Below are 12,908 nucleotides of genomic sequence, written 5' to 3'. Positions count from 1 at the left end.
CTCTTCCCGATTAACAATGCAAGCATAGCGACAATTCGCTATCATGCCCGCTGGATTTAACGACAAGGCCGTGGAAATTATCATGCTGTGGTTCAAAAATTTAATGGTTTACCGTCTTAGCCGCGATGTTTCTTTGCGTGCCGAAGAGATGGAAAAACAGCTGGCATCAATGACGTTCACCCCTTGCGGTAGCCAGGATATGGCAAAAATGGGCTGGGTTCCGCCGATGGGATCGCACAGCGATGCATTAACGCATACCGCCAATGGCCAAATTATTATCTGCGCCCGCAAAGAAGAAAAAATTCTGCCGTCGCCGGTTATCAAACAGGCGCTGGAAGCCAAAATATTCAAACTGGAAGCTGAGCAAGGTCGCAAACTCAAGAAGACCGAAAAAGACTCACTGAAAGATGAAGTTCTGCACTCATTGCTGCCGCGCGCCTTTAGCCGCTTCAGCCAGACAATGATGTGGATCGACACCGTCAACGATCTGATCATGGTCGACTGTGCAAGCGCGAAAAAAGCGGAAGATACGCTGGCGCTGCTGCGTAAAAGCCTCGGTTCGCTGCCGGTCGTTCCGCTGACGATGGAGAACCCTATTGAGCTGACGCTGACCGAATGGGTTCGCTCCGGCACAACAGCACAAGGATTCCAGTTACTGGATGAAGCTGAACTGAAAGCGATCCTTGAAGACGGCGGTGTGATCCACGCGAAAAAACAGGATCTGGTCTGCGACGAAATCGCCGTGCATATTGAGGCGGGCAAACTGGTCACCAAGTTGGCCCTCGACTGGCAGCAGCGTATTCAGTTCGTTATGTGTGACGACGGCTCCATTAAGCGTCTGAAGTTCAGCGACGAGCTGCGCGATCAGAATGAAGATATCGACCGCGAAGATTATGCTCAGCGTTTTGATGCCGATTTCATCCTGATGACAGGTGAACTGGCGGCGCTGATTAAAAGTCTGGTGGAAGGATTAGGCGGCGAAGCGCAACGTTAAGCCGTGTTTAGCGAATGGCGACTCAATATCGCCATTCGTCATTTTTACGCTTACAAATAGCGGCAAAGATAGGATGTTGGCTCTGCTACCTGCAGATGAAACTCGCTGTTGCCCGGTACGTTAAACACGTCTCCTGCGGCATACACTTTCCACTCGGTTTCCCCTGGCAGCAGCACGTTCAGTGCGCCACTAACTACCGTCATCTCTTCAGGCGCCGCAGTACCAAAGGTATATTCACCTTCAGCCATCACGCCTACACTGGCGCGGCCAGTACTGCTGCTGGTAAAACCGATCGATTTTACTTTGCCGGAAAAGTATTCATTACTTTGAAGCATACAACTGGCCCTATCTCGTGATTAAGTTAGGAACCAATATAGGGGGCTGACGTTCCACCTGTCACGCAAAATTACGCCAGCAATTCCGAAGCCAGTCGAGCAATCAACACATTGGACAACAGAACCGGGACATCCAGCGACTTTTGCAGTAAATCACGATGGCGTTGATGAAAACCCAGGCAGTCCAGCATGAGAACATCAGCGCCTTGCTCAAGGAGATATTTTCCGGCATCAATCAGCTGTTGTTCAGAACCTTCTACTGGATTCGCCACGGCGTACACTGGCGGAGTTTGTAACACCAGCCACTTTTGTGTCTGGGCTTTGAGCAATTCAGCAACAGGTACAATGACCCCAACCTGATGCCCTTCGACAATTGAAGCCACTAACGGGGGAATAATGCGTATGGGTTCCAACAAGATACTATTGCGGGCGGTCAGACGGGTGATTGAGGCGGTACTCATCAGCAGGATCACATCAAATCCCTGATTATCGAGAACCTCCACAATGCTTTGCAGCGAGCGTTCCACTTTCTGACGTGAGACATGAGCAAGTTGGTGGTCGCTAAGCAGTGTTAATAACAGCTCGTCACCGGGTGAAGCCCCGTACTCGGCCATCACATCTTCTCGCTGCATCTGCCCCAGCAGACTGTGGTGAGTAATGTGCTGTTCATCAATATATTCCGTCAGGAGCGGTAACATCTCACACATCGGCACAACGCCAATCGTGAGGATAGCCAACGACGTACTCATTTGTTGCTCCACCGTCTTCTTACTTTGCTGTGAAATCCCGGATAAGTGCCGGGCGCTGACCTGTGCTACAAATGCTCAAAAGCGTAGCAGTAGATCGGCGGTGTATTGTGTAAAGATTCCAGATCATTCCAGTACTGGATTGTTATTGTTTAATTTTCAATTTTTACTGTATACGGCGAAATTTAAAATAATGTGATGCACGCACGGACTGGCACTTTTAAGACTCGTGCCAGAGCGGTCTTCACATCAGGTTTTATCGGGGTCTTCGTAGCGTTTTTTAGCATCCATCGCTTCCTGAGCTGAAGGATGCTCACTGATCAACGAATTCGGTTTAGGGTGATCGGCACGAAGTTGATACCAGGTTACCGTCTGGCCTGGCGTCCCTTTTTCAACCGTAACAATGGTCGCTTGACGTGGGTAAGGTGGTTGTGTCGGCATAGTTCTTCCTTTTCACTGGATGAACATTAAGTATAGACACCGCCCTGCAACCGTGGCGCTGCCTGCGCCAGTATTCCAAGAATGTCTTCCACCACCTGCGCAGGCGCATTGGTGGCATCAACGATATAGTGCGCGACTTCGCGATACAAAGCATCTCGCTGGGCGAGCACTTCCTGCACTTCTTCAGTCAACGGCTTGCCGGTTAAGGTAGGTCGTAATCCTTCTTCAGGCGTCGCCTCCAGACGATCAACCAGTACCGATACCGGTGCGCTTAAATAGATAACCACGCCGTGGCTGCGCATGTAGTGACGGTTAAATTCGGTAAGAATAATACCGCCGCCGGTCGCAACAACCGTTGCTGGTGCTGTGACAGCCTGCAGAGCGGTCGTTTCCTGGGCACGAAACCCTTCCCACCCTTCTCTTTCGACGATTTCCGCCACGGTCATTTGCACGTGCGATTGCAACCAGCGATCGGTATCAACGAACTGGAAATCAATAGCCTTTGCCAGCGCCATACCGGTTGTCGTCTTACCACACCCCCGGGGGCCAACAAGAAAAAGAGGTTGCGTCATCACAGAATTTCCCCAGAGAGCCGCCAACAAGCGGGATCTGATGCGGTTAAAAATATAATCATATCATCAAACTAGTACACAGCCAAAACCGTAAAGAAAAAATTACATAAAGAATGGCGAAATGAGTTAACCCCTACTATAACAAGAATTCACAACGAATAAAGTGTAAATAATAAATTACACACACTATTTTCTACGCTGAACTTCCAGCCACCACTTATCCAGTTCAGCTGCAAAATGCTGTCTGTCGCGGGACGAAAGGCTGTCCGGCCCCCCGGTCTGAATACCGCTAGCGCGTAGCGTATCCATAAAATCACGCATCATCAGACGCTCGCGGATCGTGGCTTCGGTATAACGTTCGCCACGCGGGTTAAGCGCCGCCGCACCTTTTTCAATCACTTCAGCCGCCAGCGGAATATCTGCCGTTATCACTAAATCACCAGCACTGCACTGACGCACAATCTCGTTATCAGCCACGTCAAAGCCCGCAGGCACACGTAATGTGCTGATGAAACGCGAAGGCGGGACGCGCAGGCTTTGGTTGGCCACCAAAACAAGCGGCATTTGCATGCGCTCAGAAGCGCGGTACAAAATGTCTTTAATCACATTCGGACACGCATCGGCATCCACCCATATTGTCATAACTTCTCCCCACTGTTGTGCTGCCGCACATTGTCGCGTGCTTTTACTTTCAGGCAAAGTGCTGTTTCTCCTTCTGAACATATTCATTCCGCGCTAAGCTTAGCTTTCCCAGGTTTACCCCAAATAATTCAAGTTACTTGAAGTAATTAGGGTATAAAACAATGAATATCATCCATAGGGAGTGACAAGATGGACAAGAAAATTGGTTTTATCGGCTGCGGTAATATGGGCAAAGCCATTCTTGGCGGCATGATCGCCAGCGGTCAGGTTCTCCCCGGACAAATCTGGGTCTATACCCCTTCCCCCGATAAGGTCGCCGCGCTACACGACCAGTACGGCATTAATGCGGCGCAGTCTGCACAAGAAGTCGCGCAGATCGCTGATATTGTTTTTGGGGCTGTAAAGCCAGGCATTATGATTAAGGTGCTGAGCGAAATTACCTCCAGCCTGAACAAAGACTCCCTGGTCGTCTCAATTGCCGCAGGCGTCACCCTCGATCAGCTTGCCCGCGCGCTGGGTCACGACCGTAAAATCATTCGCGCGATGCCAAACACGCCGTCGCTGGTGAACGCCGGAATGACCTCCGTCACGCCAAACGCCTTAGTCACGCCGGAAGATACGGCTGACGTGCTGAATATCTTCCGCTGCTTTGGCGAAGCTGAAGTCATTGCGGAGGCAATGATTCATCCGGTCGTTGGTGTCAGCGGTTCAGCACCGGCCTATGTATTTATGTTTATCGAAGCAATGGCAGATGCCGCCGTTCAGGGGGGAATGCCCCGCGCGCAGGCTTATAAATTTGCGGCACAAGCGGTAATGGGTTCGGCGAAGATGGTGCTGGAAACGGGTAAACATCCTGGCGAATTAAAGGATATGGTGTGCTCGCCAGGTGGAACCACCATTGAGGCGGTACGCGTCCTGGAAGAACGCGGTTTCCGTTCATCAGTAATTGAAGCGATGATTAAGTGCATGGAGCAATCGGAAAAACTCAGCCGCTCCTGAGTTAACACCGCCGGACGTCATGCCGCCGCTTCAGTGCGGTTACGTCCGGAATTCTTTGCTTTATAGAGCGCCATATCTGCTGATTTTAACCATTCTCTATAGTGTTCAGTTTCAGATGTCAGCGGCGCAACGCCCACGCTAATGCGCAGGTCAACCTGCGGCGCGCAAGATAAACGCAGTTGGGTAAGCCGTTCGTGAACACGAGACATCGCTGCAATCGCGCTGCTCGCCGACGTGCCACACATGATTACCGCAAACTCATCACCGCCAAAACGCCCAATCACATCGCTACCGCGTAAGGTCATCTGTAACTGGCGGGTCAGTGCAACAATGGCCTGATCCCCTACGTCATGGCCCCAGGTATCATTGATACTCTTAAAATGGTCGATATCGATGATAAGAAGCGTGGCATCACGCTGATGGCGGCGGCAATTATCAAATTCATTACGCAGCAACAGTTCCCAATGACGTCGGTTATACACCCCGGTCATCCCATCTCGCGTACTCATAACCTGTAAGCGACGTTTATGTTCTGCCAGCCGGATGAGCGTCTTATAACTCACCCAGGCAAACAGCAACGGGTAAACCACTAACACTGGCAGTGACAGCAGCACGCTCAGCTGCGTACTGCTAAAAGCCATGGGGATATCCGTTAACTGTAACGTCACCAGGCAGGAAACCACCATCAACACGGCGCCTGCGATGAAGACTCGCATACCTCCTGCGCCCATCAGGTTGATACAGATAATCATCAACAGCGCCGTGGATGGCAGCAAGTTTATCCCCATAATCCCCATCCACATCCCGGCGAGGATGGCATCGGCTTTTAAGTTGGTATATTCGCTATGCAGTGGATCGACAGCTTTACTTGCCAATTGCCATGCCAGATGTGGCCAGACAAATGCCCATCCCACCAGCAAAAGCCACCAGCCTCCGGTTATTGGCTGAGAAACTAATACCGACGCGATAGGGAAAAACATTCCCCCCAATCCCACTGCTCGCGGCAGCCTGATTCGTCGGGCAAATCGCAGACCGGAACGTTGGTGGTCATTTTGATGAAGCAATATAAATGCTTCATTTGAGACGACCTTCTTTTGATAAAAATTTTCATCATTCATCGTATTTGGGAATATTCTGAAACAAATTTCCCAAATTATAGGAAGGGGTCTGGCGGCGGAAGTATGATATTTCGGGTGAGCGATTTTATCTGCTCACCCGGAAGTGCTAAGCAGATTTTTTCAGGCAAGCACTCATAAACTTATTACGATCATCGCCTTTCAGAGACTGCTCCGTCGCCTTGACGTTGCATTCACGCATTTTCTGCTGCTGCGGCGTCAGACTCTTTTCCTCAGGCCCAGATTTACTGTTTTTCAGGCAATCACTCATATACGTCTTACGCGCATCCCCTTTTAAGGTTTGCGCCGTTGCCTGCTGATTGCAGGTGGTCATACGTTGTTGTTGCGGGGTTAATGTCTTCTCGGCAGCACCGACGGTAGTTAAAAAAATAAGACCAAAAAGCAACGTCATTAATAATGTAATTTTCATAGCACCATCCTTTTCTGAACGACGACACACAGGTAAGTTTGGCTGCTAACGATAAAAAAACCACCCGACGGCAAAAGTATTGCCGCCGGGCGTCGGGTTATTTCAGTCCTAACGCCGCTTTCATGGTGTAGAACAGGTCGGTTTGATCGGTCAGGCCAACCACATTCGCCGCATGAGGGCCATAGGCTGCAATACGCAGTTGGCTGCCGGTGTGCTCCTGGGACTCTTCTTCAGAGTTGCCATAGCTAATGACCATCACCGCACCATCTTTGGTGTTCAGCGCTTGCGTTAAACCGGGTGCTTTAGTATCCGGTGCGACTATCTGGCTGGCATGCGCGTGGTCAGCGGTTACCACGACCAGGGTGTTGCCATCTTTCTTCGCAAAAGCAAGCGCACGCTGCACCGCTTCATCCAGATCGACAGTTTCACCAATTTGTCCACACGGGTTAGCGGCGTGATCTTGTTTGTCGATTGACGCGCCTTCCACTTGCAGGAAGAAGCCTTTCTCATTTTTGCTTAACAGCTCAATCGCTTTATCCGTCATCTGTGCCAGAGTCGGCACGCTGTCGTTACGTTTTGGATTTGGCGTGCAGGTCACTACCGGCTTATCCAGATTTCCGTGATAAGACGCTTTCGGGCCTTCCCAACGCACTGGCATATTACCGTCAGAGAACAGACCCAACAGCGGTTTATCCTGATTCGCTTCGGTAATCGCCGCCAGCGTCGCGGTATCACTCACCATCTGGTAACCACGGGCCTGTGCTTGTTCACGCAGCGTTTTACCCTGCCACTCACCTGCCGTAGCGGTTTCAGTAAAAGTTTTTGCCCCGCCACCTAACGTAACATCCGCACGGGCATTCAATAATTGTTCGGTAATCGACCCTTTACCGCCTTTTTCCAGCGCGTTCGTCGGGCATTTTTCAGCCGTCACGCTCGGGCCATAGCATTTACGCGAAGTGACATGGGCAACCAGTGCGGCAGGCGTGGCATCCTGCAATTCAGCCGTGGAAACGTTACCTGTCGCCAGACCCGCCGCTTTGGCCATTTCCAGAATAGTAGCGTGATCTTTCTCATGAATATCAACGCCCAGAGCACCATTGTAAGTTTTAACACCGGTCGTCCACGCCGTCGCCGATGCTGCAGAATCTGTCACATAATCGGGCTTGCCGGTTTTCTTATCCAACGCATAATGTGTGTATTGTCCGGTCAACGGTAAAGCATCAATACCTTTAAAAAAGCCGCCCGCGCCTTCAGCATAATTTCGCGCTGCCGTTATTTCGGAATCACCCATCCCATCGCCAATCAGTAAAATAATATTTTTGGCCGGTTTGTCGTTCAGCGATTCGCGCAGAGCCGCGGTTTGGTCGGCAGACAATCGGCGAGCGCCACCCGGCGTGGAGATATCACCTTGAGCGGCACGATTATCCAAAACCGCTACAGTAGATGTTTCTGCATTAATAACCGGGGTAAACAGCAAAGGTAACAGGGCAATAGCGAGTGCGCTTTGTTTCACTTTATATTCTCCATGTATAAATACGGTAAAATTAAAACAAAGCGACTATAAGTATTTGATGTGACACTTTTATGATAATTTGTGGGTGCCCCGCCACAGATGGTTCAAAACGCTTTTGGTACGATCTCGCAAGCGTTATGTATGTTCGTGAGAAACGCGGGCATGCGGTTTACATCAGCCAGCGCCCCCTCAATTTGACGAATAAATATTTGCCGATCGTTCCACGCCATATTGCGCAGCATTTCGATGATTACCCGCTCTAACGTTTCGACCTGTACCGCCAAATCTTGCGACTCTTCTTCTTTTTGCGCGAGTTTAAGTAACAACTCAGTGACGAGGTTTTTCATTTGCCTATTCCCTTAACAAAATATGGGTCACGTTATCATTAAGGCTCACGACTGCCTAGAGGATGAAAGTTGTATTTTTATAAGTAATAAAACGATTTGCGAAAACAATCACAACACAAAATAAGGGTAAATGCGTCTTGACGCAGAATGATTCAATATAAAAAGGTAAGAAAATTAATAATCACACAAATATATAATACACAATTATGGATTAACAACGCTGACAGGCAGCGTTGTTAATCAGGAGCTCAACGCCCCCCGCGCCGACGTCGCAACGCAATAGCCAATTGCCAGATATTGATAAGCACAATGCTTGCTGTAGCAATGAACACCCAACGGAACCCCGCCATTGCCGAAACCGTCGCCCCCATTAATGGCCCGGCGACGTTGCCGAGATACATAAATGACTGGTTATAACCAAAGATGCGCCCGGTTATCTGATCGCTGGAGTATTTCACTAACAGCGTCTGCACCGCCGGCAACATCGCACCGTCGGCAAAGCCAAGCAGAAAACGGAGAACTCCCAACTGCAACGGCGTGGTGACCCACGACATAGCGAAAAACAGCACCACCGCGAAGATTAACGTCGCCATTAAAATCCGCTCAGTACCAATACGGTCGCCTAATTTACCAAGTCGAGGCGCGGAAATCAGAGCAGAAATGCCCGGTACTGAGGCTATCAGCCCGCTGAGAAAGGCAATATTCGAACTATCTGGGACCATTGATTTAATAAACAGCGCCAGAATTGGCCCAATTGAACCGTTACAAAGTTGAATCACCATGGTGGTAAAAAACAGGCTGATCACCAGCGCCGGATGTGAAAGCGAGGCAAATACGGCCTTCCCACTCAGACGTTCGCTTTTTTTAATCGTCGGACGAACGCCCTCTTTGATCAAAAACAGTGTGACCAGAAAACTCACTACCAGCAAAGCGGCGGTAATACAGAATACCGCCCGTAAGCCAACGTGATCGGCAATAAAGCCCCCCATTAACGGTCCACCAATGACACCGCTAATTTGCGCCGTCGACAGCGTACTCAGCGCCCAGCCGCTGCGTTCACGCGGAACCTGTGACGCGACCAGCGCCATCGCATTAGGAATATAACCGGAGGTTAACCCCATCACCCCGCGCAGCAGAAAAAGCTGCCAGACGTTAGTAGCAAATGCCTGTAGCAAAATCGCAATGGCCATACCCAGTGAGGCCCGCAGCAGCATTAGCTTGCGTCCTTTGCGGTCGGCTAAACTGCCCCACATTGGAGAGACAATAGCTGAAATCAGGAAGGTGACGCTGAACGTTAATCCGGACCACATTGAGAGCGCTTCATGCGAGGTCACGCCCAGTTGGGAGATATAGAGTGGTAAAAAAGGCAAGATTTGGCTAATCGCCAGTCCGGTAAAAAAACACCCGAACCAAACGGAAATAAGATTAACTCTCCAGGATTCCATAAGGACTCATAACGATAAGTAGCTGAAAACTGCGAGCAGCTTAACAAATTACTTAGCTGAATAAGGGTCCACAGGTGCGATAAATCACAGTTTAGTATTTTATCTTCCCGCTCATCATATTTGTGATACAGCTCACATCAAACCCATAATATAAGCAGGGGATTATGCTTCGCGTGCGGGCCTCTTGTTTGTTCTGTTCTATTCCCCTGTCGTCAGCCAAAACAATCTGCCAGAAGCCGAGGAAACCTGCGTTTTGTCGTGGTAATGTATGTGCTTTGCATTCATGGAATGGGTTTTTAAGATGGCAAAGTTGCGGGTAGGAATCGTATTTGGTGGTAAATCAGCGGAACATGAAGTGTCATTGCAATCGGCAAAAAATATTGTCGATGCCATCGACAAGACTCGCTTTGACGTTGTGCTGTTAGGTATTGATAAACAAGGGCAATGGCACGTCAGCGATGCCAGTAATTATCTGCTCAATTCAGACGACCCGGCGCATATTGCATTGCGACCTTCTGAGACCAGCCTGGCGCAGGTACCGGGTAAACAAGCGCACCAGTTGATCGATGCACAAAACGGTCAACCGCTGCCGACGGTCGATGTTATTTTCCCGATCGTACATGGCACTCTGGGTGAAGATGGCTCTCTGCAGGGCATGCTGCGCGTGGCAAACCTACCGTTCGTAGGTTCTGATGTGCTGGGTTCTGCGGCCTGTATGGATAAAGACGTGACCAAACGTCTGCTGCGTGATGCCGGATTAATCATCGCGCCATTTATTACGCTCACTCGCGCCAATCGCAACAGCATCAGCTTTAGCGAAGTGGAATCCCGCCTGGGTCTGCCGTTGTTTGTAAAACCGGCCAACCAGGGATCGTCCGTTGGCGTCAGCAAAGTAACCAGCGAAGCCCAATACGATCAGGCCGTTGCGCTGGCATTTGAATTCGATCATAAAGTCGTGGTGGAGCAAGGGATCAAAGGCCGCGAGATCGAATGTGCGGTACTGGGCAACGATCATCCGCAGGCCAGTACCTGTGGAGAGATTGTGCTGAACAGCGATTTTTACGCTTACGACACTAAATACATTGACGATAACGGTGCCACAGTTGTCGTTCCGGCAGCAATTGCACCAGAGATTAACGACAAGATCCGCGAAATCGCCATTCAGGCCTACCAGACACTGGGCTGTGCCGGCATGGCGCGCGTGGACGTTTTCTTAACTGCTGAAAACGACGTTGTGATCAATGAGATCAACACGCTGCCAGGCTTTACCAATATCAGTATGTATCCGAAGCTGTGGCAGGCGAGCGGTTTAGGCTATACCGATTTGATCACTCGCCTGATCGAACTGGCGCTGGAACGCCATGCTGCGGATAGCGCGCTGAAAACCAGTATGTAAACCCGCCAGGATGCCTGATATAGCTATTGGGCATCCTTTACTTCATCATCTTCAACGCGGCGACGGATGATTAATCCGGCCAGCCAAAAGCTAATCACCCAGGTGACCAGCCCTACCGCATAGGTTTGCCACCCCTGCGCTTCAAAACCGAGTAAGCCCACCACGCCGTTGAGAATAAAGATAAGCCCAATAGCGAAGGCATAATAGTGCCAGTCTCGGCGGATTTTAACAGGCAGGTTCATAACGGCTCCGGTGGATATACAACACAGGGAGGCATCCTCGCACATTTCCCCGTGGGCGTCTGTGGCCTGTGCGGAATTTCTTAAATGTAACTCAATTTCACTTAAGGTTACATAATTGTGACCACCAACAAAAAACCGAAATCCAGGAATAATCTCTACCTGAAATTACCATCATTCTGATATTGACATTGCCGATCACCTGTCAGACTCACTTTCAGTTACAGGCATTACGTCAAAAAAAGCAGGTTATTTCCGGAGGTCTTTATGGCTGATTTTACGCTCTCAAAATCCCTGTTTAAGGGCAAGCATCGGGATCCCTCCACCCTGCCCGGCAACATTGCGTATGCCGTATTTGTGCTGTTTTGCTTCTGGGCAGGCGCGCAGATTTTAAATCTGTTGGCCCACGCTCCCGGCATCTATGAGCAGTTGATGCAGTTGCAAATGCAAGAGACAGGGCGCCCGCGAGTTGAAATCGGCCTGGGCGTCGGAACCCTTTTTGGACTGGTCCCTTTTCTCGCCGGAAGCCTGATTCTTGGCGCCATCGCGGCATTCGCGCGTTGGCGCCGCCGTCATCATAACGATGACTGACCCATACATTTCGCCCGACGATCGTCCACGCGTTTAGCAAACCACGCGGTAGTCAGGTTACGTGTGATCTTCGGGCTTTCCAGTTGAATGCCAGGCAGCATTTCACGGGGAAGCGTTTTCCCCGCCTTCGCTTCCGCCAGCTTATAGACTTTCTCGTACAGCGCGGTCTCTTCAAAGGCCAGGCTGTCGCCTTTTTGCAGCTGACGGCGGATCTCACTCTCGCTCATGTCCAGCTTCCCGGCCAGTTTACGTACCGCCAGCTCCGTTTTGCCCGGCTCGCTGCTGCCATAGAGAATTAAATCACCGTCCATCGCCAGCTTCACGCCGCTGGCTTTACTGACCGCATTCTGGAAAGCTGCATTGCGGCTGGCATACCACCCGGCATTGAAATCGGCGAAGCGGAAAATTGGCGCACTGTAATTCGCCGGGTAGTTAAGCAGATGATACGTACCGAACCACAGCCCACCGCGGCGGCTAAATACTTCCTGGCGCACGGTTCCCGCCATTTTCCACGGGTAGCCGCTGGCATGCTGCTCAGCAAAGGCGATGCTAACCTGCATCGGCCCACCGGTATGCACCGGATTAAGCGAACCAAATAACGTCTGCCCCATCGGTACCATGTTGATAAAATCATCAAAGATCGCGCTAAGCTGTTTTTCGGTTTTCACCGTATCCAGGCGCTCGCTGTAGCTTTTCCCCGTTGGCGAGTTAATCTTCAGCGCGGTATGCACCACAAATAGCGGGATGTGCATACGCTCGGCACGACGATCGATCTCTTTCCAGGCGATTTTACTTAAGTTCGGCACGGCTGGATCCGCCTGGTAATTTGACTCCTGTTGCGCGACCGCCAGCACCGAACAGATATTTTCAACCGTCGGCGCCAGCTTCTGGCTTTCAAAAGTCTTTGCCAAATCCTGCGCCCATGCGTCCCGGTCTTTCACGCTGGCGGGCATTTTCTGGCGCACCACGCTCGCCACATCGACGGCTTTCTCCCCCTTTTTTAGCGGCTGCGCGGGTTGGCTACTACATCCCACCAGCACCAGTGCTGCCAGACCAGACAAGGGGTAAAGACGGGAAACCGTCGACATAACATCTCCTTATTA

16 protein-coding genes are annotated in these 12,908 nt (G+C 50.7%); 4 read left to right on the top strand and 12 right to left on the bottom strand.

All coding sequences use genetic code 11. The annotated features are described in order from the left end of the window. Positions 1-82: 82 nt before the first annotated feature. The gene (gene rdgC, locus SK34_RS12540; protein WP_048233163.1) at positions 83-994 is read left to right on the top strand and encodes a recombination-associated protein RdgC; all 912 of its coding nucleotides are present in this window, start codon (positions 83-85) and stop codon (positions 992-994) included. Between the two features lie 50 nt (positions 995-1,044). Here the strand turns inward: rdgC and ppnP are convergent, their stop codons facing one another. The 5 genes from ppnP to SK34_RS12515 form a co-directional block, all read right to left on the bottom strand. Then, positions 1,045-1,329, bottom strand: a complete 285-nt coding sequence (gene ppnP / locus SK34_RS12535; RefSeq protein WP_003021477.1) for a pyrimidine/purine nucleoside phosphorylase — start codon at positions 1,327-1,329, stop codon at positions 1,045-1,047. Positions 1,330-1,400: 71 nt separating this feature from the next. Beyond that, positions 1,401-2,078 carry an AroM family protein gene (locus tag SK34_RS12530; RefSeq protein WP_048233161.1) on the bottom strand — a complete coding sequence of 226 codons (678 nt, stop codon included), beginning with the start codon at positions 2,076-2,078 and terminating at the stop codon, positions 1,401-1,403. A gap of 246 nt (positions 2,079-2,324) precedes the next feature. Further along, entirely contained in the window at positions 2,325-2,516 is a 192-nt protein-coding gene (yaiA, locus tag SK34_RS12525; RefSeq protein ID WP_003021472.1) for a protein YaiA, read from the bottom strand. Positions 2,517-2,542: 26 nt separating this feature from the next. Next, a complete protein-coding gene (aroL, locus tag SK34_RS12520; RefSeq protein WP_048233159.1) occupies positions 2,543-3,088 on the bottom strand; it encodes a shikimate kinase AroL in 546 nt (181 codons plus the stop codon). Between the two features lie 186 nt (positions 3,089-3,274). After that, on the bottom strand, positions 3,275-3,730 hold the full coding sequence (locus SK34_RS12515; RefSeq protein WP_003021467.1) for a YaiI/YqxD family protein: 456 nt from the start codon (positions 3,728-3,730) through the stop codon (positions 3,275-3,277). Positions 3,731-3,919: 189 nt separating this feature from the next. Here SK34_RS12515 and proC point away from each other — a divergent pair, with 189 nt between their 5' ends. Then, the gene (proC, locus tag SK34_RS12510) at positions 3,920-4,729 is read left to right on the top strand and encodes a pyrroline-5-carboxylate reductase (protein WP_003021462.1); all 810 of its coding nucleotides are present in this window, start codon (positions 3,920-3,922) and stop codon (positions 4,727-4,729) included. Positions 4,730-4,746: 17 nt separating this feature from the next. Here proC and adrA read toward each other — a convergent pair whose 3' ends face one another. The 5 genes from adrA to SK34_RS12485 all read right to left on the bottom strand — a co-directional run bounded on the left by adrA (position 4,747) and on the right by SK34_RS12485 (position 9,579). Then, the gene (adrA, locus tag SK34_RS12505; RefSeq protein WP_085954043.1) at positions 4,747-5,862 is read right to left on the bottom strand and encodes a diguanylate cyclase AdrA; all 1,116 of its coding nucleotides are present in this window, start codon (positions 5,860-5,862) and stop codon (positions 4,747-4,749) included. A gap of 91 nt (positions 5,863-5,953) precedes the next feature. Beyond that, positions 5,954-6,274 (bottom strand): phosphate starvation-inducible protein PsiF, encoded by a 321-nt coding sequence (psiF, locus tag SK34_RS12500; protein ID WP_003021454.1) that lies wholly within the window; start codon positions 6,272-6,274, stop codon positions 5,954-5,956. A gap of 97 nt (positions 6,275-6,371) precedes the next feature. Then, complete coding sequence (phoA, locus tag SK34_RS12495) at positions 6,372-7,787, bottom strand: alkaline phosphatase (RefSeq protein ID WP_003021451.1); 1,416 nt, start codon at positions 7,785-7,787, stop codon at positions 6,372-6,374. Positions 7,788-7,891: 104 nt separating this feature from the next. Continuing rightward, a complete protein-coding gene (locus tag SK34_RS12490) occupies positions 7,892-8,134 on the bottom strand; it encodes a sigma-S stabilization anti-adapter protein IraP (protein ID WP_003021448.1) in 243 nt (80 codons plus the stop codon). A 248-nt stretch (positions 8,135-8,382) separates the two neighbouring features. Further along, entirely contained in the window at positions 8,383-9,579 is a 1,197-nt protein-coding gene (locus SK34_RS12485) for a multidrug efflux MFS transporter (protein WP_003021445.1), read from the bottom strand. Positions 9,580-9,880: 301 nt separating this feature from the next. Here SK34_RS12485 and ddlA point away from each other — a divergent pair, with 301 nt between their 5' ends. Beyond that, positions 9,881-10,975 carry a D-alanine--D-alanine ligase gene (gene ddlA / locus SK34_RS12480; protein WP_048233815.1) on the top strand — a complete coding sequence of 365 codons (1,095 nt, stop codon included), beginning with the start codon at positions 9,881-9,883 and terminating at the stop codon, positions 10,973-10,975. A gap of 23 nt (positions 10,976-10,998) precedes the next feature. Here the strand turns inward: ddlA and SK34_RS12475 are convergent, their stop codons facing one another. Then, the gene (locus SK34_RS12475) at positions 10,999-11,217 is read right to left on the bottom strand and encodes a DUF2754 domain-containing protein (RefSeq protein ID WP_003021440.1); all 219 of its coding nucleotides are present in this window, start codon (positions 11,215-11,217) and stop codon (positions 10,999-11,001) included. A gap of 264 nt (positions 11,218-11,481) precedes the next feature. Here SK34_RS12475 and SK34_RS12470 point away from each other — a divergent pair, with 264 nt between their 5' ends. Continuing rightward, on the top strand, positions 11,482-11,805 hold the full coding sequence (locus SK34_RS12470) for a DUF2755 family protein (protein WP_003836020.1): 324 nt from the start codon (positions 11,482-11,484) through the stop codon (positions 11,803-11,805). Here SK34_RS12470 and SK34_RS12465 read toward each other — a convergent pair. Beyond that, complete coding sequence (locus tag SK34_RS12465) at positions 11,790-12,893, bottom strand: DUF1615 domain-containing protein (protein WP_003847631.1); 1,104 nt, start codon at positions 12,891-12,893, stop codon at positions 11,790-11,792. The two genes, SK34_RS12470 and SK34_RS12465, sit on opposite strands and share 16 nt — an antisense overlap. Between the last annotated feature and the right edge of the window lie 15 nt (positions 12,894-12,908).

Source organism: Citrobacter sp. MGH104, from assembly GCF_001034485.1.
In the GTDB taxonomy this organism is placed as follows: domain Bacteria; phylum Pseudomonadota; class Gammaproteobacteria; order Enterobacterales; family Enterobacteriaceae; genus Citrobacter; species Citrobacter freundii.
The sequence above is the reverse complement of the archived record's forward strand: the minus strand, read 5'-3'. Positions and strand labels throughout refer to the sequence as shown.